General features: G+C 64.8%; 17 protein-coding genes. 6 read left to right on the plus strand and 11 right to left on the minus strand.

What is annotated here, in order from left to right; genetic code table 11:
* Nucleotides 1–115 precede the first annotated feature (115 nt).
* Together istA and istB are read left to right on the plus strand one after the other, a co-directional pair.
* Nucleotides 116–1,627 (plus strand): IS21 family transposase, encoded by a 1,512-nt coding sequence (istA, locus tag O5K39_RS14210; protein ID WP_271143525.1) that lies wholly within the window; start codon nucleotides 116–118, stop codon nucleotides 1,625–1,627.
* Complete coding sequence (gene istB, locus O5K39_RS14215; RefSeq protein WP_271143524.1) at nucleotides 1,614–2,342, plus strand: IS21-like element helper ATPase IstB; 729 nt, start codon at nucleotides 1,614–1,616, stop codon at nucleotides 2,340–2,342. The genes istA and istB overlap by 14 nt, the downstream gene beginning before the upstream one ends.
* 55 nt (nucleotides 2,343–2,397) lie before the next feature.
* Here istB and O5K39_RS14220 read toward each other — a convergent pair whose 3' ends face one another.
* The 4 genes from O5K39_RS14220 to manD form a co-directional block, all read right to left on the minus strand.
* Nucleotides 2,398–3,048: a PAS domain S-box protein gene (locus tag O5K39_RS14220; RefSeq protein WP_271144270.1), complete on the minus strand. Its 651-nt coding sequence runs from the start codon at nucleotides 3,046–3,048 to the stop codon at nucleotides 2,398–2,400.
* 276 nt (nucleotides 3,049–3,324) lie between these two features.
* Nucleotides 3,325–4,794 carry a mannitol dehydrogenase family protein gene (locus O5K39_RS14225; protein WP_271144271.1) on the minus strand — a complete coding sequence of 490 codons (1,470 nt, stop codon included), beginning with the start codon at nucleotides 4,792–4,794 and terminating at the stop codon, nucleotides 3,325–3,327.
* Nucleotides 4,791–6,206, minus strand: a complete 1,416-nt coding sequence (gene uxaC / locus O5K39_RS14230; RefSeq protein ID WP_271144272.1) for a glucuronate isomerase — start codon at nucleotides 6,204–6,206, stop codon at nucleotides 4,791–4,793. Before uxaC ends, O5K39_RS14225 begins: the two co-directional genes overlap by 4 nt.
* Nucleotides 6,206–7,414, minus strand: a complete 1,209-nt coding sequence (manD, locus tag O5K39_RS14235; RefSeq protein WP_271144273.1) for a D-mannonate dehydratase ManD — start codon at nucleotides 7,412–7,414, stop codon at nucleotides 6,206–6,208. The genes uxaC and manD overlap by 1 nt, the downstream gene beginning before the upstream one ends.
* A gap of 277 nt (nucleotides 7,415–7,691) precedes the next feature.
* Here manD and O5K39_RS14240 point away from each other — a divergent pair, with 277 nt between their 5' ends.
* The 4 genes from O5K39_RS14240 (at nucleotide 7,692) to O5K39_RS14255 (ending at nucleotide 15,669) form a co-directional block, all read left to right on the plus strand.
* Entirely contained in the window at nucleotides 7,692–10,595 is a 2,904-nt protein-coding gene (locus O5K39_RS14240) for a TonB-dependent receptor (RefSeq protein ID WP_271144274.1), read from the plus strand.
* A gap of 123 nt (nucleotides 10,596–10,718) precedes the next feature.
* The gene (locus O5K39_RS14245) at nucleotides 10,719–12,041 is read left to right on the plus strand and encodes an MFS transporter (protein WP_271144275.1); all 1,323 of its coding nucleotides are present in this window, start codon (nucleotides 10,719–10,721) and stop codon (nucleotides 12,039–12,041) included.
* 32 nt (nucleotides 12,042–12,073) lie between these two features.
* Entirely contained in the window at nucleotides 12,074–14,791 is a 2,718-nt protein-coding gene (locus O5K39_RS14250; protein ID WP_271144276.1) for a glycoside hydrolase family 2 TIM barrel-domain containing protein, read from the plus strand.
* A gap of 74 nt (nucleotides 14,792–14,865) precedes the next feature.
* On the plus strand, nucleotides 14,866–15,669 hold the full coding sequence (locus tag O5K39_RS14255; RefSeq protein WP_271144277.1) for a FadR/GntR family transcriptional regulator: 804 nt from the start codon (nucleotides 14,866–14,868) through the stop codon (nucleotides 15,667–15,669).
* Between the two features lie 18 nt (nucleotides 15,670–15,687).
* Here O5K39_RS14255 and O5K39_RS14260 read toward each other — a convergent pair whose 3' ends face one another.
* From O5K39_RS14260 to O5K39_RS14290, 7 genes are all read right to left on the minus strand, one after another.
* Entirely contained in the window at nucleotides 15,688–16,737 is a 1,050-nt protein-coding gene (locus O5K39_RS14260; RefSeq protein ID WP_271144278.1) for an alpha/beta hydrolase, read from the minus strand.
* A 150-nt stretch (nucleotides 16,738–16,887) separates the two neighbouring features.
* The gene (locus tag O5K39_RS14265) at nucleotides 16,888–17,856 is read right to left on the minus strand and encodes a fumarylacetoacetate hydrolase family protein (protein WP_271144279.1); all 969 of its coding nucleotides are present in this window, start codon (nucleotides 17,854–17,856) and stop codon (nucleotides 16,888–16,890) included.
* Nucleotides 17,853–18,641 (minus strand): cyclase family protein, encoded by a 789-nt coding sequence (locus O5K39_RS14270; protein ID WP_271144280.1) that lies wholly within the window; start codon nucleotides 18,639–18,641, stop codon nucleotides 17,853–17,855. Before O5K39_RS14270 ends, O5K39_RS14265 begins: the two co-directional genes overlap by 4 nt.
* Before the next feature lie 10 nt (nucleotides 18,642–18,651).
* On the minus strand, nucleotides 18,652–19,143 hold the full coding sequence (locus O5K39_RS14275) for a hypothetical protein (RefSeq protein WP_271144281.1): 492 nt from the start codon (nucleotides 19,141–19,143) through the stop codon (nucleotides 18,652–18,654).
* A 4-nt stretch (nucleotides 19,144–19,147) separates the two neighbouring features.
* Nucleotides 19,148–20,308 (minus strand): alpha/beta fold hydrolase, encoded by a 1,161-nt coding sequence (locus tag O5K39_RS14280; protein WP_271144282.1) that lies wholly within the window; start codon nucleotides 20,306–20,308, stop codon nucleotides 19,148–19,150.
* A gap of 3 nt (nucleotides 20,309–20,311) precedes the next feature.
* The gene (locus O5K39_RS14285; protein WP_271144283.1) at nucleotides 20,312–21,214 is read right to left on the minus strand and encodes a VOC family protein; all 903 of its coding nucleotides are present in this window, start codon (nucleotides 21,212–21,214) and stop codon (nucleotides 20,312–20,314) included.
* Nucleotides 21,215–21,231: 17 nt separating this feature from the next.
* Entirely contained in the window at nucleotides 21,232–22,350 is a 1,119-nt protein-coding gene (locus O5K39_RS14290; RefSeq protein ID WP_271144284.1) for an FAD-dependent oxidoreductase, read from the minus strand.
* Between the last annotated feature and the right edge of the window lie 72 nt (nucleotides 22,351–22,422).

The following is a 22,422-nucleotide window of genomic DNA, read 5'->3' on the forward strand; positions in this document are numbered from 1 at the left end:
GTGGATCGGCGTGGAAAAGGGACCCCGTTAGCGGTGTGATCGGCGTCGAATAAGGACCCCTCATCCCTGAGGTCTAACGGTGGCGGCTTGGCGGATGTCAGGCGGCGAGTTCGGGATGTTGGTGTTGGAGACGGTGTTGAGGATCCGGCGCGAGTTTGCGTCCGGGAAGGCGATCAAGGCGATCGCGCGTGACCTTCGATTGTCGCGCAAGGTGGTGCGCAAGGCGATCCGGGAGCCTGATGCGGAGTTCGCCTATCGGCGGGCGGTGCAGCCGTTGCCGAGGCTGGCGCCGTTCCAGGCCAGGCTCGATGAACTGCTGGAAGAGGACGAGGCGCGGCCGCGGCGCGAGAAGCTGCGGATGACGCGGGTCCATGACCTGCTGGTGCGCGAGGGGTTCGACGGGTCGTACGACGCGGTCCGGCGCTACGCGGCGGGGTGGCGGCTGAAGCGACGCCGGGGCGTAGCCGATGCGCCGACGTTCATCCCGCTGATGTTCCAGCCGGGCGAAGCCTACCAGTTCGACTGGAGCCACGAGGACGTGGAGATCGCGGGCAAGCCGATGCGGGTGAAGGTGGCGCACATGCGACTGTGCGCGTCACGCGCGATCTATGTTCGGGCCTACCCGCGCGAGACCCAGGAGATGCTGTTCGACGCGCATGCGCGGGCGTTCGCCTTCTTCGGCGGGGTGCCGACGCGCGGGATCTACGACAACATGAAGACGGCGGTGACGACGGTGTTCACGGGCAAGGACCGGCTGTTCAACCGGCGCTTCCTGGTCATGGCGAGCCACTACATGGTCGAACCGACGGCCTGTTCGCCAGCGGCCGGCTGGGAGAAGGGCCAGGTCGAGCACCAGGTCCAGACGGCGCGGGGACGGTTCTTCCAGCCGCGCCTGCGCTTCACCAGCCTGGAGGAGCTGAACGGCTGGCTGGAGGCAGAATGCCGTCGCTGGGGCGAGCTGCGCCAGCATCCCGAGCAGAAGGACCTGACGGTCGCTCAGGCCCTGGCCGCCGAGCGTCCGGCGCTGCAGCCCATGCTGGGCCCGTTCGACGGCTTCCACGAGAGCGAACACGCGGTGACGGGGACCTGCCTGATCAGCTTCGACCGCAACCGCTACTCGGTGATGGCCAGAGCCGGGCGACGCACGGTGCAGGTCCGCGCCTATGCCGACCGGATCGTCGTGCGCTGCGAGGGAGAGGTCATCGCCGACCATCGTCGGTTCTTCGGTCGCGACCGGACCCTCTACGATCCCTGGCATTACCTGCCGGTGCTGGCGACCAAGCCCGGGGCCCTGCGCAATGGCGCGCCGTTCCAGGACTGGGAGTTGCCGCCCGCGCTGGCGCGCCTGCGCCGCAAGCTGGGCTCAGGCGACGAGGCCGATCGCCGGTTCGTGCGGGTGCTGGCGGCGGTGCTGGAAGACGGCCTGGAGCCGGTCGAGGCTGCCGCGCGCGAGGCGCTCGCCGCCGGGACCGTCAGCGACGACGTCATCCTCAACATCCTGGCGCGCCGGCGCGAACCGCCCCGGCCGCTGAGCATCGTCACACCGGACGACCTGGCGCTGCGGCATCCGCCTCTGGCGGACTGCGACCGCTACGACAGCTTGCGAGGCCTGCATGCAGCGGCATGAGATGATGGCGGCCCTGACCGGCCTGGGCCTCAAGGGCATGGCCGGCGCCTTCGACGAAGCGGTCACCACGGGCCTGCAGCGCAAGCGTACGACCATGGAGATCCTCGCCGACCTGCTCCGCGCCGAGACGACCCACCGGCATGCGGCTTCCATCCGGTACCGGATGGCGGCAGCCAAGCTGCCGGCCGTGAAGGACCTCGACGCCTTCGTGTTCGACGGCACGCCGATCAACGAGGGACTGGTGCGCTCGCTTCACAGCGGCTCCTTCCTGGCGAACCGGCGCAACATCGTGCTGGTCGGCGGGACCGGCACGGGCAAGACCCACTTGGCCACGGCCATCATCGCCAACGTCGTGCGCGCCGGGGCGCGTGGCCGCTACTTCAACACCGTCGACCTGGTGAACCGCCTCGAGGAGGAGACCCGCCTGGGCAAGGCCGGTGCGCTGGCTGCTCACCTCTGCCGCCTCGACGTCGTGGTCCTCGACGAGCTCGGCTACCTGCCGTTCGCCCGCTCGGGCGGTCAGTTGCTGTTCCACCTGATCAGCAAGCTCTACGAGCGGACCTCGGTGATCGTCACGACCAACCTCGCCTTCGGCGAATGGCCGACCGTGTTCGGCGATCCCAAGATGACCACGGCCCTGCTCGACCGCATCACCCACCACTGCGACATCGTCGAGACCGGCAACGACAGCTGGCGCTTCAAACACCGCAGCTGACCCACCACGAAGAACGCCAAGCGAGGGTTGAGCCTCCGGTCGGGCTACGCCCTCCCTACGCCCCAACCCTCGCAAGCGGTGCGCTCGTGACGTCCATCACGAACCCCAAAAGGGGGTCCCTATTGCACGCCGATAAGGGGTCCCTTTTAGACGCCGATTGACAGCCGGTCCGATCACCCTCGATCCTCACGGTCAGATCTCCATCGGACAGGCGACTGAGGCTGTCTGCCAGGGTGCGGACGAGATCCAGTTGGGTCTCCTCAGCGCTTTTGCGGGCAACCTCCCTGCGAGCGGCTTCCTGCTCCGCCTGGGTGATGTCCACGGCCACCTTCATGACCTTGTAGGCCTTGCCGTCGGCATCAAGGACGGGATTGTAAGAGGCCTGTATCCATACCTCTCGGCCACCCTTCGCCAGGCGACGGAATTTTTGAGAGACGAACTGGCCGTCACGCAGTTTCTGCCAGAATTCTCGATAGCCGTCGGTCGCGGCCTCTACGGGATCTATGAAAATACTATGGTGGCGGCCGACGATCTCGGCCGCCGAGTATCCCATTGCTGACAGAAAGTTCTCGTTTCCTGTCAGGATAGTTCCGTCGAGGCTGAACTCGATGATGGCCTGCGATCGGGAGATGGAATCCAGCTTGTTTTCAAGATCCCGTCTAGCCCGTGCTTCAGTTGTGTCCGATTTTCTGCTGCGTCCGAACATTCTGGTTCCCCCGAATTCCGAGCCAAATGGCGACTTCCGTACCTGACGTAATGTAATACCCTTAACGACGATATAACTTTCGGTTGCTTGACCACGCAACGCTCATTGGATCGCGCAGGGGAGGCTTAACGTTGCTTTTATTGGAGATTAAAATCTTGATATCTAACGGATATTGAATCAGATACGGTTCTGACTTCGCACACTTTCTAGTTGCTGGAGGGCCTGCTAACTGCACAGGTTGGCCTCTTGCCAACAGCATCAACCCGAGTTTGACGTCTAGTTGGACAACGTTCTCGCCGCCCCCAGCACCCCGTCCCGCCGCAAACCGGCATAGGCCGTGGACAAGGCGGAACTGAACCGCTCATCGGCCGCCAGCGTGGGCGAGAACACGGCCGACAGGCTGAGCAGCGCGTCAACCTTCGCCTCATCCGTATCCGCCCCGGCCAGCAATCGCGCCGTCTGTTCGGCCAGCGGGTCCTGCACGACATAGGGGTTGCCCGCCTCGTCCACCCCGTCCTGCCATCGCATCCAGGCCGCGACGCCGAGGGCCAGGGCGTCGATCGACTCTCCCGCCGCCAGCCGGGTCTCGATCGTGTGCAGCAGGCGCTGCGGCAGTTTCTGGGAGCCGTCCATGGCGATCTGATAGGTCCGGTGCATCAGGGCGGCGTTGTCGAACCGCGCCATCAGGGCCGTGCGATAGGCGGCGATGTCGAGGCCCGGCGGCGGGTTCAACGTCGTCTGCGCCTCGTCCCACAGCCACAGCACCACGGCGCGCAGGGCTGGTTGCGCGACCGCCTCGTGCACATGGGCATGCCCGGACAGGGCCCCCAGATAGGCCACCGCCGAATGGGCCCCGTTCAGAAGACGCAGTTTGGCGTCCTCCCAAGGCTCGACCCGCTCGGTCAGTTGCACGCCGTAGGCGGCGAAGTCGGGCCGCTCGCCGGCGAACCGATCCTGCACCACCCACTGGGTAAAGGGCTCTGCCTTGACCATGCCCTCGTCGCGGACGCCGAGGCGGGCCTCCAGCCGGTCGATGTCGTCAGGCGTCGTCGCCGGCACGATCCGATCGATCATGGTCTGGGGGAAGGCCCCCTCGGCGGCGATCCAGTCGGCCAACTCCGGATCAATGCGCCGCGCCATCTCCAGCACCCCGGCGCGGATCCGCTTGCCGTTGTGGGGAAGGTTGTCGCAACTGATGACGGTGAAGGGTTTGAGCCCCGCAGCCTTCCTCGCCTTCAGGGCCGCAACGATGAAGCCGGGTGCCGTGATCGGCCTGGAGATGTCGATCAGATCGGCCGCGACCTCGGGGTCGTCCAGCATCAGGTCGCCCGTCGCCGGGTCGAGGCGATAGCCCTTCTCGGTCACCGTCAGGGTGACGATGTGGACGTCCGCATCGGCCATGGCGGCCACCAGCGCCGCCGGGTCCTGCGGCCCCACCATGACCTCCTTGCCGGCCCCGATGATCCTCAGCCGCTCCTCGGCCCCGTCGCGCACCACCAGGGTATAGAGGCCGTCCTGCGGGTTCAGCTGTTCGGCCACCGAGGGCGACCTCAGCGACGCGCCCAGCACCCCCCAGCGCAGGTCGCCTGACGCCAGGGCATCGTCGAACACCACCGCCTGGTGCGCCCGGTGGAAGGCCCCGATGCCCAGGTGGACCACGCCGGTCCTGACCGCCGCCCGGTCGTAGCCGGGCCGGGCGACCTCGGCCGGCAGGCGCGACAGCGAAGCGTCCGACAGCCGGCTCACAGCCTGTAGGCCGCCTTGACCAGACCATAGGTCAGGGCATGGGCCAGCTCATGCGCCTCGTCCTCCTCCATCCGGTGTTCGACCACCAGTTTGGCCAGGAAGCCGCAGTCCATCCGCCGGGCCACGTCGTGACGGGCCGGGATCGACAGGAAGGCCCGGGTGTCGTCGTTGAAGCCGACGGTGTTGTAGAAGCCGGCCGTCTCGGTCGTCTGTTCGCGGAACCGGCGCATCCCCTCGGGACTGTCGTGGAACCACCAGCTTGGCCCCAGCTTCAGCGCCGGATAATGCCCGGCCAGCGGGGCCAGTTCGCGGCTGTAGGAGGTCTCGTCGAGGGTGAACAGGATCAGGGTCAGCCGGGTGTCCGACCCGAACCGGTCCAGCAGGGGTTTCAGCGCCCGCACATAGTCGGTCCGGGTCGGGATATCGCAGCCCTTGTCGCGACCGAAGCGCTCGAACACCGTCGCCGAGTGGTTGCGGAAGCTGCCCGGATGCAGTTGCATGACCAGCCCGTCCTCGACCGACATGGCCGCCATCTCGGTCAGCATCTGGCCCCGGAACAGTTCGGCGTCGGCAGGCGTCGCCGGGCCCGTCGAGACGCGGGCGAACAGGGCCTGCGCATCCGCCTTCGACAGGTCGGCGGTGAAGGCGGTCGGGTGGCCGTGGTCCGTCGAGGTGGCCCCCATGGACGCGAAAAACGCTCGCCGCGCCCGCAGCGAGTCCAGGTATCCGTCCCACGTCATCGTGTCGAAGCCGGTCTGGTCGGCCAGCACCTTCAGATTGTCGCGGAACCCCTCATAGTCGGGATCGACCACCGGATCGGGGCGATAGGCGGTCAGGACCCGCCCCTTCCAGCCCGAGGCCGCAATGGCCTTGTGATGCTCGAGCGTGTCGATCGGCGACTCGGTCGTCGTGATCACCTCGATGTTGAACCGCTCGAACAGGGCGCGCGGCCGGAAGGCCTCGGTCTTCAGCGCCGCGTCGATGACGTCGTAATAGTGGTCCGCCGTCTCGGCTGACAGCCGCACATCAATGCCGAACGCCTCGGCATAGACCCAGTCGTGCCACATCCGCGACGGTGTCCCGCGGAACAGGTGATAGTTCTCGGCGAACCTCCGCCAGATCGCCCTTGGATCGGTCTCGACCGGGCCGCCGTCGGCACGCGGAACGCCCAGATCCTCCATCGCCATCCCCTGGGAATGCAGCATGCGGAAGACATAATGGTCCGGCGTGATCAGCAGCTCGGCCGGATTGGCGAAGTTCTCGTTCAGCGCAAACCACGCCGGGTCCGTATGCCCGTGCGGGCTGATGATCGGCAGGTCCCTGATCTGCGCATACAGACGCCGCGCCACACCGCGCGTGTCGGGATCGACAGGGAACAGGCGGTCGGGATGAAGGCGAAGGGACTGGGTCACTACCAGTTCCACATACTGCCGTCTTCCAGCCGGGCGACGGGGAGGTAGGCGGGCTTGTAAGGGTATTTGGCCGCCTCGGCTTCGTCGATATCGACGCCGTGACCCGGCCTCTCGCCTGGATAGAGGAAGCCCTTGTCGAAGGTGTAGTCGTGGGGGAAGACCGCGTCGGTCTCGGGCGTATGGCGCATATATTCCTGAATGCCGAAGTTCGGGACCCAGACGTCGAAATGCAGAGCCGCCCCCATAGTGACGGGGGACAGGTCGGTGGCGCCATGGCTTCCGGTCCGGACCTGCCAGATCGCGGCAAAGTCTGCGATTCGACGCAGGTGGGTTATGCCCCCGGCCCTGACCACAGTCGTCCGGATATAGTCGATCAACTGGTTCTGGATCAGGTCCTTGGCGTCCCAGATCGTGTTGAAGATCTCACCGACGGCGAGTGGCGTCGTGGTGTGCTGACGGATCAGCTTGAACGCCTCCTGGTTTTCCGCCGGGGTCGCATCTTCCAGCCAGAACAGCTGATAGGGCTCGAGCCGGTGGCCGAGGGAGCCTGCCTCGATCGGGGTCAGCCTGTGGTGGGCGTCGTGCAGCAAATGGTGGTCGAACCCATAGGTGTCGCGCAGCTTGTCGAACAGCTTGGGTACGAAGTTCAGATATTTCCGGGTATCCCAGACCGTCTCGGAGGGCAGGGCGGCGTCTGCGGGTTCATAGTACATCTTGCCGCGGCCCACGCCGTAGGCGTCCTTGATGCCGGGAACACCGGACTGGGCCCGGATGGCGCGGTAGCCCATGTCGATATACCGACCGACCTCATCGACGGTCTCGGCCAGATCGATGCCGTTGGCGTGGCCATAGACCATGACGGCCTCACGGCTCTTGCCGCCCAACAGGTCATAGAGCGGCATTCCGGCCATCTTGGCCTTGATGTCCCACAGTGCGGTATCGACCGCAGCGATGGCGGACATGGTGACCGGACCGCGACGCCAGTAGCCGCCTCGATACAGGTATTGCCAGATGTCCTCGATCCGCCGGGGATCCTTACCGATCAGGCAGGGAATGACGTGGTCTTCAAGGTAGGACACGACGGACAGCTCGCGGCCGTTCAGGGTCGCATCCCCGATGCCATAGACGCCTTGATCCGTCGTGATCTTGAGCGTCACAAAGTTTCGCCCGGGGCAGGTGACAATGACTTTAGCCGACTCGATCTTCATCGCGTTTCCTCAATCTTTGATCGCCGTCTAGCAGTTTCATCGGACAAATCCAGATTGGTAATGCCAAATATTTCCGTGAAGGAGCGCTCGATCGTGTCGGCGTGGGATGCATTCTAAACCTAATCAGTTGAATTTGAACAGGTAAGATGATTAAGCGCGGCAGAGCCGATTTTGGTACAGCCAATAATTGGTTGACAGGTGATATTGGCTAGGTCAGTTCTGACCTCAACGACAAAAGCCGCCGGGCGAGGCCCAGGTGACATCAGGGGAGACCGATATGCGTTCAGCACTCTACAGATTTGGCCTGACCGCCGTGAGCGCGCTTGCGCTGGCACCCGCGGCGATGGCGCAGGCTGTGCCTGCAGCCGAGGCTGTGCCTCAGGAGGCATCGGTGGACGATGTCGTGGTGACCGGATCACGGATCGCACGAGACGGTTTTTCGGCACCGACACCGACCACGGTCGTCAGCGCCGAGGTCCTGCTGGAGCGGGCGACGGTCAACCTGGGTGACGCGCTGAACCGCATTCCCTCGTTCCGTGCCGGTGTCACCCCGGCCGCCGGAGGCATCGGCAATACGGGTGCCTTCCTTGTTGATCTGCGAGGTCTGGGGCCGGCGCGCACCCTGGTGCTGCTCGAAGGCGGACGACTGGCCCAGACCAACATCCCCGGCCAGGGCAATACGCCGGGTGCAACCGATCTGAGCGTCATCCCGACGGCCCTTATCCGCAACATCGATGTCGTGACCGGCGGCGCATCGGCCGCCTATGGGTCGGATGCCGTGGCAGGTGTCGTGAACATCATCCTGGATGACCGCATGGAAGGCGTTCGCGCGACGGTCCAGTACGGTCAGACCGAATACGGTGACGCCCAGAACTATTTCGCCAGTGTTGCGGGGGGCAGATCTTTCGCCGAGGGACGCGGACACCTCATCGCCGGCCTCGAGTACAATCAGGACGACGGCACCTCCCCCTACAATGACCGGGATTGGGGCCGCGAGGCGGTGGGCAACAACCCTTTCCCGGTCCGCCCCTCGGGAATTGCCGCCAACGTCGTCGCGCCGAACTCCAGTATTCTGTTCGGCAATGCGACCTCAGGCGGTCTGATCGTCACGGCCGGGGGCCTGCGAGGCCTGGCCTTCGTACCGGGCGCCAACGGGGCGGTGACAACCGCAGTCTTCACGCCCGGGCTCTACGGCAATCTGGGCACGTCGCTGGATGTGTTCACGGACGCCGCCCTGGCCGCCAACGCCGCCGCAGGGATCAATCATCGAAACCTACAGCAACTGAGGCCCGAAATCGGCCGCGTCAACTTTCTGGCCAAGCTGACCTATGACCTGAATGACAACATCTCGGCCTACATCGAGCCGCTCGTCTCCCAGGCGACAGCCGACGGTGTGATCCTGGTCCGCCGTGATGGCGCAGGGGCGGGGCCGGCATTGCCCATCGCCCGCGACAACATCTTCCTGCAACAGGCCCTGACCCCGGCCCAGTACGCGCTGGTCCCCGCCAACGGCATCTCGATCGGCTATATCGGCAGCGATTTCGGCCCGAACGTCAGCCATATCGTCAAGGATACGGTGCGGCTCCAGACCGGTCTTCGTGGCCATTTCGGCGAGACATGGAAATGGGACGCGGCGTTCACCTATGCGTCGAACGTCAGTGACCGGACGATCACCAACAACTTTCTGAGCACAAATTTCCGCAACGCCATCGACGCAATCTCCGTCGGCGGCGTCACGGTCTGTCGCAATGTCGCGGCGCGCGCGGCGGGTTGCGTTCCTCTGAATATCCTGGGGCGTGCCAATCCCTCGGCGGAGGCCCGGGCCTATGTGCTCGGCACGGCGTCGGGCACCAGCGAATCCGGTCTGCGTGAGGTCGTCGCCAACCTTCAGGGCGAACCCTTCTCGACCTGGGCGGGCCCAGTGTCGATCGGTGTGGGCGTGGAACACCGGATCGAGTCGCTCAAGGTCACGGCTGACCCGATCTCGTTGGCTGGCGGCTTTTTGACGTCGGGCGGCAGCGCCCTGCCAAGGGTCGAGCAGACTGTCTCGGAAGCCTATGTGGAAACGATCGTGCCCTTGCTCAGGGACGTGCCGCTTGCCCAGTCGCTGGACTTCAACGGCGCGGTCCGCGTGACTGACTACAGCACCTCTGGCCAGGTCACGACCTGGAAGGCGGGCCTGACCTGGGAACCGACGTCGGAGATTACCGTGCGCACCACCCGGTCGCGCGATATCCGGGCCCCCAACCTGCTGGAACTGTTCACGCCCGTGACGTCATCGCTGCCGTTGCCGGCCGACCCACGGCCAGGCGTCCCTCCGATCACGAATGGGGCAGGCGTGACGGTGGGGGGCAACCCCAACCTGCTTCCCGAAGAATCGACGACCCAAACTTTTGGTGTGGTTTATCAGCCGCAGTTCATCCGGGGCCTGAAACTGTCGGCCGACTACTACGACATCGAGATTGCTGATGCGATCACCTCGACCTCTCCCCAGACCGTCATCAACAACTGCCTGCCGGGTGGCGTCTACAACAATGGGCCCTACTGTTCGCTGATCACGTTTGCAGGCAACAACTTCGCGACGGGTCAGATCACGGCCGTTGTCGGGACAACCGCGAACGTCGCGGCGTTCAAGACCACTGGCGTCGATATCCAGGCCAACTATCGTCGCGATCTCGGCGACTTCAGCGACCGGCTGGTGGGCCGTGTCGGTTTGAACCTTCAGGCGACCCGGACTTTCGAGTTCCGCACCTCGACGGATGTTTCAGCCCTGTTCCCGAACGGCATCAACCGTGCGGGCCAGACCGGAGCTCAATTCGGGGGCACCGCAGGTCTGCCGAAATGGCTGGTCAACACGTCGGTGTCCTACGAACTGGATCGCCTTTCCGTGAATGCGGCTGCGCGCTTCATCGCCGAAAGCCGTCAGAACAAGGGGCTGATCGGACCGGACTCGGACGCTTACAGTCCTGCCCTGGTCAATAGCATCAACAACAACATGATCGCAGCCGTCACCTACGTCGATCTGGGCGTTCGCTACAATCTGGGCGACGAGAACAAGCGCGAAATCTTCTTCAACCTCGATAATGTCTTTGACAAGCAGCCGCCTCAACCGGCGTTTGGTACGGCCTACTATGACCTGCTTGGCCGCGCCTTCAAGGCCGGCATCCGGGTCAGCTTCTAAGACGCGGCGTCGTAAGCGGCGGATCGGAACGGCGTGTTCCGGTCCGCCTCCCGCACGACGCGGAAACTGGGGACATGACGGCCAATCGGCCGCGTCTCGCTGCGAAGGACGTCAGTACCCGGCATGACTGCAGATTCCACGTCAGGTCCATCAGGCCCGATCTCGATCAAGGCGCCGTCGCCGGGCAAGTACCGGTGGCTGATCATGTGGCTGCTGTTCGCGGCCATGGTGATCAACTACGTCGACCGGCAGATGATCGGGGTGCTGAAGCCCACCCTGTCGACGGAGTTCGGCTGGTCCGAGACGGACTATGCCGACATCGTCTTCTGGTTCCAGGCCTCCTACGCCCTGTTCTATGCGATCTGGGGCCGGTTGATGGACAAGATCGGGGCCCGGTTCGGCCTGGGCATCGCCTTCGCCATCTGGCAGGTCGGCCACATCCTGCACGGCGGGGCGCGCGACCTGACGCATTTCATCATGGCGCGGATGCTGCTGGGCGTCGGCGAGGCCGGCGGCTTTCCCGGCGGGATCAAGGCCGTGACCGAGTGGTTCCCGAAGAAGGAACGCGCCTTGGCCACCGGCCTGTTCAACGCCGGCACCAATATCGGCGCGATCGTCACGCCCCTGCTGGTGCCCGCCCTGGTGCTGGCCTTCGGCTGGCAGATGGCCTTTGTGATCACCGGCCTGATGGGGCTGATCTGGCTGCCGATCTGGCTGCTGGTCTATCGCAAGCCGCGTGACCAGAAGCGCCTGTCGGCCACCGAACTGGCCTATATCGAACAGGACCCGGCCGATCCGGCCGAGAAGGTGGGCTGGCTCAAGCTGCTGACCGTCAAGGAAACCTGGGCCTATGCCGGCGGCAAATTCCTGATCGACCCGGTCTGGTGGATGTTCCTGTTCTGGCTGCCGGACTTCCTGGGCAAGCGCTACGGACTGGACCTGAAAACCTTCGGCCCGCCGCTGGTGGCAATCTATCTGCTCAGCGACGTCGGCTCGGTCGGGGGTGGCTGGCTGTCGTCGCGGATGATGCACAAGGGGATCAGCCTGAACCGGGCGCGCAAGACCACCATGCTGATCTGCGCCCTGCTGGCCGTGCCCGTGATGTTCGCGGCCTATGCCTCCAACGTCTGGATCGCGGTCCTGATCATCGGCGTGGCGACGGCCGCTCACCAGGGCTTCTCGGCCAACCTCTATGCCATGCCCGGCGACGTCTTCCCGCGCTCGGCCGTGGGGTCGGTCGTGGGCATCGGCGGGATGCTGGGCGGCATCGGCGGCATGGTCTTCTCCAAATACGTCGGCCAGGTGCTGGAGAAGATCGGCACCTATACCCCCATCTTTGTGGTCGCCGGCACGGTCTATCTGCTGGCCCTGCTGCTGATCCATGTGATCTCGCCGCGGTACGCACCGGCGCGCCTTGGCGACGGTGCCCAATCTCCACCTCCCTGACCTGTCCTGAGTAAGTCTTTTCGGAGTTGATGATGAAAGCCCTCCTTCTGGTCACCGCAGCAGCGGGCGTACTTTCCGCCTGTGCGGGTCCCATAGCGCTCGGCGGGTCCGTCGCCCCGGCTTCAGCCAACCGCCCGGCCGAGGCTTCGACATTGCGGATAACGCTGCCACTGGCGTCGGGATGGCGGTTCCGCCAGGACGACGGCCTTCAAGGTGCGGAACAGCCCGACTTTGCCGACCAGGCGTGGGAACGGGTTCAGGTGCCGCACACGTGGAACCGCGTCGGAAACTATCTCGATACGTCCAGACCGCATCCGAACACCGTCGATACGATCAACAAGACGCAAGGGATCGGCTGGTACCGGCTGACTTTCACGCCGCCGTCGACATTGGAGGGAAAGAGGGCCTGGCTCCAGTTCGACGCGGCCAGCCGCACCGCCGAAGTCTGGCTGAACGGCGTCCGCCTGGGAGATCACCGGGGCGGGTTCTCCCGCTTTCGTCTTGATGCCACCGCCGCGATCAGGCCCGGCCAGGCGAACGTCCTGGTCGTGAAGACTGACAACAGTGACCCGAACACCAGCCCTTCGACACGGGATGTCCTGCCTCTGAAGGGCGATTTCTTCGTTCACGGCGGCCTGTACAGGCCGGTCGCCCTGATCGGGACCAGCCCGATCCACATCGATATGGAAGATTTCGGCGGTCCTGGCGTCTACGCGACCACCACGAAGATCGAAGGAGACAGGGCCGAGATCGAGGTCCAGACGCGGCTACGGAACGACGGTCCGAAGGCCGAAGCCGTGACGATCATGGCCCAACTCGTCGACGTGTCCGGTCGGGTGGCTGTGCAGGAATCCCAGGTCATCCGCGTCGAAGCGGGGCAGGGGGGAACCTCGATTCAGACGCTCGTGCTCGATGACGCACGGCTGTGGCAGGGTGTCGAAGACCCGTACCTGTATCGGCTGGAGGTCGAGGTCCGGGACAGCAAAGGCACGCCGGTCGATGCCCATGATCAGCCGTTCGGTGTTCGCCAGATCCGGATTGATCCCGAAAAGGGGGTGTTCCTCAACGGTCGTCAAACGCCTCTTCGCGGTGTGGGATATCATCAGGACCGGGAAGGGGAGGGCTGGGCGGTCAGTCCGGAACAGGTCGAGGAGGACGTCAGGACGCTGCTGGAGATGGGCGCCAATACGATCCGTCTGACCCACTATCAGCATGGTCCGGTCATTCACGAACTGGCCGATCGCTACGGCCTGATCCTGTGGGACGAGATCCCGTTGGTGTCCGCCTGGACCAACGGCGGCGCGGCGGAGCCGTCAGAGGCTCTGCTGGCCGACGCCGACCGGCAGCTGGCCGAGTTGATCCGCCAGAACCAGAACCACGCCTCGGTCATGACCTGGGGCATCGCGAACGAAGTCGATTTCGGCAACTCCCTTCCCGGATTTCTGACCGGCGGTGTTTCGGTCGTCCCGCCCGACCCCATGCCGCTGCTGAACAGGCTCGACGATCTGGCAAAGACGCTCGATCCCTCGCGCCCGACGGCGCTGGCCAACTGCTGCGAGGGTCGGATTTTTGCCGCGGACGCCGCTGTGCCGACCACGGCGGTCGCTGCGGACCTGAACGGTGCCAATCGGTACTTCGGCTGGTATTATGGTCGCCCCGAGGAACTGGGCCCGCACCTGGACCGGTTCAGAAGTCTGAGGCCCGACCAGCCGATCTCGTTGAGTGAATACGGTGCCGGCGGTGCCGTCACCATGCATACCGACAACCCGCTGGGCGGTCCCGTCGACATGCGTGGTCGCAGCCAGCCCGAGGAGTACCAGTCCTGGGTCCATGAGGAGAACTGGCGCCAGATCAAGGATCGATCCTACCTGTGGGCGACCTGGCTTTGGGTCGGCTTCGACTTTGCCACGACCATTCGCCGCGAAGGGGATGCCGACGACATCAACACCAAGGGCCTGGTCACCTATGACCGGGCTGTCCGCAAGGACGCCTTCTATTTCTACAAGGCCAACTGGAGCGGTTCGCCCACGGTCCATATCAACGGGAGGCGCTACACCGACCGGGCCTACCAATTCGTCGACATGAGCGTCTACAGCAACGCCGCGTCTACGGATCTGCTCGTAAATGGCGAGAGCGTCGGCGTCAGGACCGCCTGTCCCCAGTTCACCTGTAGCTGGCGAATCAAGCTGGCTCCCGGCCAGAACCGTGTCGTTGCACGAGGCGCTTTCGCCGATGGACCGGTGCAGGATGAGGTCGAATGGACCTTGGATGAAGAAGCGGCCCGTGCGGTCCGGATTGACAGTGGGGCCTTGATGGCAGCCCGGTCACCAAGAGGTCGGTTCGGCTCGGACACCTTCTTCGAGGGAGGGACGGCGGGCACGACCGACATTCCGCCCGCCGGCTATGGCCGACCAGCCACGGCACGACCGATCGTCGGGTCCGATACGGACGTGGCCCGCACCTTCCGGAGCGGCACCTTCACATATGCCGTACCGCTGGCCGACGGCGATTATACGGTCACCCTGACTTTCGTCGAACCCCAGGCCGATGTCGGAGAAAGGGTGTTCGATGTGCTGGCCGATGGTAAGACCGTTCTGACGGGACTCGATGTGCGCGTGCTGTCCGGCGGCCTCCTGACCGAACTCAAGCGGGAAGTTCGCGTGACGGTGCGCAACGGTATCCTGACGCTGCGGTTTGAGCCCAAAACGGGGGATGCGATCGTCTCCGGGATCGAAATCGTGCGGAACTGAAGCCGAGGCGGCCGATTGACGACGACAGGGTGGCCTGTCACCCTGAACTGGTAAGGCCTTTTATTGGAATCCTGATGTCTGCACGCCCGATCGCGACCCGTCCGGCCGTCGATGGTGAGCCTGACGAACAGTCCGTGCAGCCGGATCGGCTGTACCAGAAACTGGCGCGCAAGCTGTTCGACGAACTGGCCTCCGGCAAGTTCAAGGTCGGCGATCGCCTTCCGGCCGAGCGCGAGCTCGCCGCTGAGTATGGGGTCAGCCGTCCGGCAGTGCGCGAGGCGATCATCTCGCTCGAGGTTCAGGGGCTGATCGAGGTTCGGATCGGATCGGGTGCCTATGTGATGCGACTGCCCGGCGACCGGGATCAGCCCGGGTTCGGCGTGTCAGCCTTCGAACTGACCGAGGCTCGATTGCTGGTCGAGGGCGAGGCTGCCGGTCTGGCTGCGACCTTCATCACCGACGAGGAGCTGGCGGAACTGGACGAACTCGTTCGCCAGATCGAGGATGAGAACCGCCGGCCCGGCGTCAGCGAGACGGCCGACAGGGCTTTTCACATGGCCATCGCTGCCGCCAGCCGAAACGCCGCCGTCGTCCACATGGTCGCCGAGTTGTGGAGGCTGCGCTCCGAAGCCCCTGAGTGCGCCTTGCTTCACGCCAAGGCGCGAACCGCCAACGTTCGGCCCGTGGTCGAGGAACACCTGGCGATTGTCGAGGCCCTGAGGGCTCATGATCCGGCCCGGGCCAGGTTGGCCATGCGCGCGCATCTTGGGCAGGTGATCGAACACCTGCTGTTCGCGACGGAGGAAGAAGCGTTGGCTACGGCTCGCCTTGCGATCGCCTCGACCCGCGCCCGCTACGCACGTTCGCTCGCGCTTTAGGCAAGGCAGCCCGGATCGTCAGCCGAAGATTCCGGTTCTGCGGGCCCAGGTGTCGAAGGCGTCCGGCCAATGCGATGCAGGCCGGTCATCGGGGAGGGACAGCCCGAACCCGTGCCCACCCTCCTGATAGACGTGCATCTCGACCGGGACGCCAGCGGCCTTGCAGGCTGTGAACATGGCCAGGCTGTGGGAGACCGGCACGGTGTCGTCATCGGCCGCGTGCACGAGAAAGACGGGCGGCAGTCCCGATCGGACGCGCTGGTCCAGCGGGCGCAGGTCGCCGGGGCTGGCGTCGCCCTGGGGACGGTTGCCCATGCTCATGGCGGCATAGCAAAGACAGGCGAAGTCTGGCCGCGCCGAAAGGCCATCCGCGGCGTCGATGGCCGCATAGATCTGATCGTCGAAACGCGTCACGGCGGCGGCGGCCAGGTTTCCACCGGCTGAAAATCCCATCACGCCGATGCGAGCGACGTCGAGGTTCCAGGTCGCGGCACGTGCGCGAACCAGCCGGATAGCACGCTGAATATCCTGGACCGGTGCGTCGTATCCCGAGGCCCAGCCATCGGCGGGAAGTCGATAGTTCAGCACGAAGGCCGTGACGCCAGACTGGTTCAGCCGCCGTGCCGGGGCCGCGCCCTCCTTGTCGATTGCCAACCGGAAATAACCGCCGCCGGGCGCGATGATCACCGCAGCGCCGTTCGGCACCGCCGGGCGAAAGACTTCGAGAATGGGTTGGTTGACGTGCAGGATAGCCCGGTCATGGCCGCCGGGCGCGCCGCGCTCGAGAACCAGACGTGCGGCCTCGGTGTGGGCCGCGTCAGGCATTTTGGCTTCAGGCCAGAGGGGAAAGCTGGCGTCGGATATGATGCCCTGGGGTTCCGGTGCCGACGGTATGACGACCGGGGCGGCAGGGGTTCCCGCAAGGTCGGGGCCGGCGGCGGGCCAGGATGTCGGCCAGCTGCGGCCTTGTGGCGGACTGGTCTGGGCGAGTGCTGCAGTGCCGAGTGCGGCCGTGGACAGGCCTGCTGCGGAAAGGAGGGTCCGGCGGCTGAGCAGAACGGATGTCATGGGCTTTCCAAACGAAAATGAGGATCAGCGGCCGTCTCGCAAACTTCGGAGACCGCGGGCGGGAGCCACTTCAGGCAGGCCACCCCAAAGGCTAGTCCAGATAGCACGGCTTCGGATATTGGTCATGCCAATTCTGTGCGGCGCGCGGGGTCACGTGTTTGGTGCGCGGACCACCTGATCGATCGGTCCGAACAGGGGCTTCCCGTCGGGAAAGGACGCCTCCATCCGGACCCGGTCGCCGGACTGCATATAGGCGGTTCGTGCCTGGCCCTCGTCCAGCATCTCGATGCCGCGCCGCTCGGCGATACAACTGGACCCAACCTCCCGAAAATCGGGATTTGAAACGGTGCCTGATCCGATGATGGTTCCGGCGCAAAGGTCACGGGTCCCGGCCGCGTGCGCGACCAGTTCATGAAAGCCGAAACCCATCAGCCCTCCAAGGGGGGCACCGAACCATGTGTCGTTCCAGTCCACGCGCAGCGGCAGGTGAACGCGCCCATCGCGCCAGTGCTCGCCAAGCGAATCCGGCGTGACGGCGAAGGGAGCGACCGAGCAAGCCGGTTTGGCCTGGACCCAACCGAACCCCGTCTTCATCTCGGGTTGGGCCAGGACACGCAGTGACCAGTCGTTGATCTGAACGATCAGCTTGATGTGAGCCATCGCCTGGTCGGCAGTGACGCCCATGGGGACGAAGTCGGTGATGACGCCGAACTCGCCCTCAAAGTCGATACCGTCCTCGGTCCGGGGCAGGATCACGTCTTCCGTCGCCGATAGAAACCGATGCGACATCCCCTGATACATCAGGGGCCGTTCAGGCGGCGGGGGCGGGGAGCCGAACAGCCGCTCCATCAACTCGCCGTGGCTTCGATACGCCGAGCCATCCAGCCATTGCCAGGCGCGGGGCAGGGGGGCCATCAATCGGTCACTTGCCAGCGGATCGCCGTCGCCGGCATCCAGCAGGCGCGCGAGGGCCGTCAGTTCCGGCTCGGCGCGCACCCAGTCGTCGAGCGCGGCCTGAAGCGTCGGCCATTCGGACGCGGTCAGGAAGCGGGTGCCGTCTTCGCAAACGACGATCAGGGTGCCGTCCGGACACCCGTTGGATACCGTCGCCAGCCTCATGCGGCGTCATCCTCGAAGATGGCGACGGCGCGGGTCCAGCCTGCCGAGGCACCTTTGATCTTGTGCGGAAAACAGGAGACTGTGAAGCCGAAGGGGGGGAGGGCCTCCAGATTGTGCATCTTCTCCAGGTGGCAATAACCGATGTCGCGGCCCGCCTTGTGCCCTTCCCAGATCAGGGAGGTGTCGCCGGTCTCGGCCACCCGCTGGGCCGTGTAGACAAACGGCGCGTCCCAGGACCAGGCGTCGGTGCCCGTCACCCGAACGCCGCGCTCCAGCAGATACATGGTCGCCTCATAGCCCATGCCGCAGCCGATGTTGACGAAGTCCGGATTGCCGATCGCTCCACCGGCGGCCGTGTTGACCAGGACGATATCCAGCGGCCGCAACGTGTGACCGATCCGGGCCAGTTCTGCCTCGACGTCGGCGGCCGTCACGACGTAGCCGTTGTCGAAATGGCGGAAGTCCAGTTTGACCCCGGCCTGAAAGCACCATTCCAGCGGCACCTCGTCGATCGTGATGGCGCGCTGGCCGCCGTCCATCGTGGGATGGAAATGCCAGGGCGCGTCCAGATGAGTGCCGTTGTGCGTGGTCAGGGTGACCCATTCCGCCGCCGCGAATCCCTGCCCGCCGGGAAGATCCTTGGCCTCGAGGTCCTTGAAGAAGAACTTCATCCCCTCGACGGTTTCGTCATGGGTCTCGTAGGTTATCTTGGGCCGCAGGAAGGGCGGATCGGTAATGACGTCGTTTTCCAGATAGATCGACAGATCGACGAAGCGACGAGGCATGGGCCTCTCCTCAGCTTGAAATCGGCACGGGTGCGGCGCGCGGGGCCAGGGCAACCTTGATCGCCGAGGGACAGACGATCCACGGGACCGCGATACCGGGCAGGGCCTTCAGGACGAACGCGGGCCAGAAGGGCAGGCTGTGAGCGCCCGTCGCCCAGGCGAGAGCAGCGGCGACCCCGACCAGGCAGACCATGCTGGCAAGGGCCACCAGGATTCCGCGCAGGAAGGGGTTGGACGGAAGGACGCTTCCCGTCTTTGAGGGGACCGGAAGCGACAGTCCCTTGGCCACGCGCATGCGCGTAATCAGCATGGCGGGGATGATGCTCATCAGTCCGATCATGAAGCCCTGGGGCACACAGTCCAGGATCAGGCCCCCGGGTCCCCAGACGGCAGGATCGCTCTGACCCCGAAAGACCACGAGGAAAAATGCTGAGCCGATCACCAGATTGATGACCGAGCCGATGGCAGATTCGCGGGCGATGTAGGCGTTCAACGGGCTCATCACCTCACGCTCCGGTCCGTCCGCCGAGCGTCTCGGCGAACCAGTCGGCAATAAAGTCGCGGCCAAAGGACATGTTGTCTGCCCCGACGTGCTCGACGCCACCTTCGCGGGCGGTGAAGATCTTCAGCTCGCGGCTGGGGCTGTTTGTCAGTTGGTCGTAGCTTTGATGGGCGTATTCGAGGCTGATCTGGCGGTCCTTTTCACCGTGGGTGACCAGGAAGGGGACGGTGATCTTTTCCATCACGCCGTTCAGGGTCATGTCCTGGGTCCTGGCGTGGAAATCGTCCATGTCGGAGGCCCCGAACACCCACATGACGTGACCCCAGTAGTGGGGAACGGGATTCTCGCCCTCGCGACGCAGCCGCTTCTGCTGGACTTCGGCCCAGTTGTGGTTCGCGCCCCAGACGGCTCCGGCGGCAAAGCGGGGTTCGAAGGCCACGGCCCGCGGCGCATAGTGGCCACCCAGCGAGATGCCGGTCATGCCGATGCGGTCGGGATCGACGTCGGGTTGGGTCAGCAGCCACTCCAGCGCCGGCGTCGCCCAGCGTTCGGAATGCGCGGTCGCGGGCAAATTCTTCAGCCTCAGCGCCTCGCCGGTTCCGGGTTGGTCGACCAGCAGGGTGGAGATGCCGCGCCGGGCCAGCGCCTGATGCAGCTTGCTCCAGTAGAGCAGCTCCTTGGAGCTATCCAGGCCGTTGCAATAGACGACCACAGGCTTGGGCCCTTCGCCGGGCGCACGACAGAAGAGGGCCGGGAAGGTGGAGCCTTCATAGGCGATCTCGACGCGTTCGACGCCCGTATCGCCCAGGACCATGGCGCGTTTGAAGGCATCCTGCGCCTTGGCAAATGTCGCGTCTCGCCCGGGGTGGCCATGGCCCTGCATCCGCTCGGCACAGAGCAGATACAGCGACGCCCGCTCCAGCTTCGTTCCGGCCGAGAAGGACCGGCCACGCGCCACATCCTCGTCGGCGAGCCCGATCAGGGTGTCGGCCTTTTTCGCCCATTGCTCGGCGAACTGGACCGTCCCCGCATCCTCGCCCTTGGCCGCCGCGTCCAGCAGCGGCTTGCACATATCGACGACCTCGCCGATCTGGCCACCGCTCTCGAGGGCGATGGCGACCGACAGGTTCCAGACGTAGTTGGGAAAGTATTCGAACAAGGCCATGCGTCAGACTCCGACGGGCTGGAACAGACCGGCGTCCGGCTCGGGGTGAGGCATGGTCTGTGGACCACCCACGCCGATACCCCATTGATCCATGGTCGTTGCGCTGGGGGTGTGGACCTGGGCGACCCAGGTCTCGTCATCGACCCTTTCGAGCTCGGACGTGTATTCGACGGTGAAGCCGCCGGGCGTCACGAAATAGCTGAAGGTGTTGTTGCCGGCGGTGTGGCGTCCCGGCCCCCACTGGATGTCGGTGCCCTGGGTCTTCAGGCGACTGATGCCACGCATCATGTCGTCGACGCTCAGCATGTCATAGGCGACGTGGTTCAGGCACGGCGGTCCGGGGAGGACGGCAAGCCGGTGATGCCATTCGTTGCAGCGCAGGAAACCCATGAAATCGCCCAGCCAGTCGCTGACCTTGAAGCCCAGCACATCGACGAAGAATGCCGCGGCCGCCTTGTGATTGGGCGAATGCAGAACGATGTGGCTGATCTTCTGGGGAATGCCCTCCCAACGGACCAGTTCACGCGAGGGTCCGCGCGCAACATCGCTGGAAATCTCGTACGGCAAGCCGTCGGGGCTGAAGAAGCGAAAGCCATAGCCGCCCCCCAGGGTGTCGAGATCACGGGGGGCGAAGACGATCTTGCACCCGGCATCGGTGACCTGCTGGTGCAGGGCATCCACATCGTCACGGCTGTCGGCAGCAAATGCGATGACGTCGATCTGTTTGCGATCCGAAGCGCGCAACCGAACCACAAACAATTCGTCGTCGCCCTGGGCTGCGAGGTGGACCATGCCGTCGCTTTCGCCCACCTCGGTCAGACCCCAGGTGTCGGCGTAGAATTTGCGCTCTGCCTCCAGATCGCTGACGCCGTAACCGACGTATCGAATATCGCTGACTCTCGCCACGGTATGCTTCCTTGAACTCAGATGGGTTGGGCGACGACGCGGAACATGTCCTGGGTCGCCTTTGCGTTTTCGATGAGCGGCCCGGTCCCGATCTGGCCTTCGCAGATCGCGCGCGAGGCCTGGACGATGTAGCGGCACCGGTCATAGCGGCGCTCGCGATAGGCGCTGAAGGCGCTCTCAATGGTGTCTGCGCGGGCAAGTTCTTCGGCCAGGACGATGGAGTCCTCGATGGCCATCCCCGCCCCCTGTCCCAGATGCGGGGTCGTAGCGTGTACAGCATCCCCGAGGAGGACCACGCGACCCTTGTGCCAGTCACCCTCAAGAAAGACCCACTCCAGCGGCTTGTAGACGACCGCGTCATCAACGGTGATCTGGTCCTTGATCGAGACGATCGCGGGCGAGATCGCGCGGTCCAGCTTCGCTCGCATCGCTGCGGCCAGGGTCTCGCGCGGGTACCAGGGATTCCCCGGCTCGGGCGTCGTCACATAGATGTACATGATGGCGTCGGACAACGGCACCAGGCCGATCCCGATCGGACCTTCGTAGGCGCACAGGCCCGTGACGTCGGGCGATCGCGGCAGGTTGTAGCGCCAGACCGACTGTCCGGTGAAGGCGGGCGACGGTGCGTCGGGGAAGATTTCGGCGCGCGTGGTGGAATACAGACCGTCGGCACCGATCACCAGGTCATAGCCGCCCGTGGTTCCGTCGCTGAAAGTGACATCGACACCTTCGCCATCGTCGTCCAGGCCTATCGCCGTGAGCCCAAGACGGATATCCGCGCCGGCGGCCTTGGCACGATCCCCAAGCACCTTGTGCAGGGCCTTGCGTCCGATGCCGACGTTGGAGGGATAGCCCTCGACAAGCTTGGGAGTCGGGATGTGGGCGACCTGCTGGCCTGTCGGGATGAACACGTCGACGTGGTCGAACCCAAAGCCCGCCTCGATGTAGTCGTCGAGGATGCCGAGGTCCTTCATCGCGCGAATGACGTTGCCTTGCTGGATGATCCCGACGCCATAGACCGACCAGGTCGGGTCCTTCTCGATGACGTCGACGGCATAGCCTTCGCGACACAGCGCGATCGCGGAAGTCAGTCCGCCGATGCCGCCGCCGATAACCAGAATGTTGAGTGACTGCACCGCTTGATCCTCCCTCGCTCCTCTTCACGAGAGCCTGGTCTGACCAAAAGACATCCTGCAACGACATCTGTA

The organism is Brevundimonas sp. NIBR10, from assembly GCF_027912515.1.
In the GTDB taxonomy this organism is placed as follows: Bacteria; Pseudomonadota; Alphaproteobacteria; order Caulobacterales; family Caulobacteraceae; genus Brevundimonas.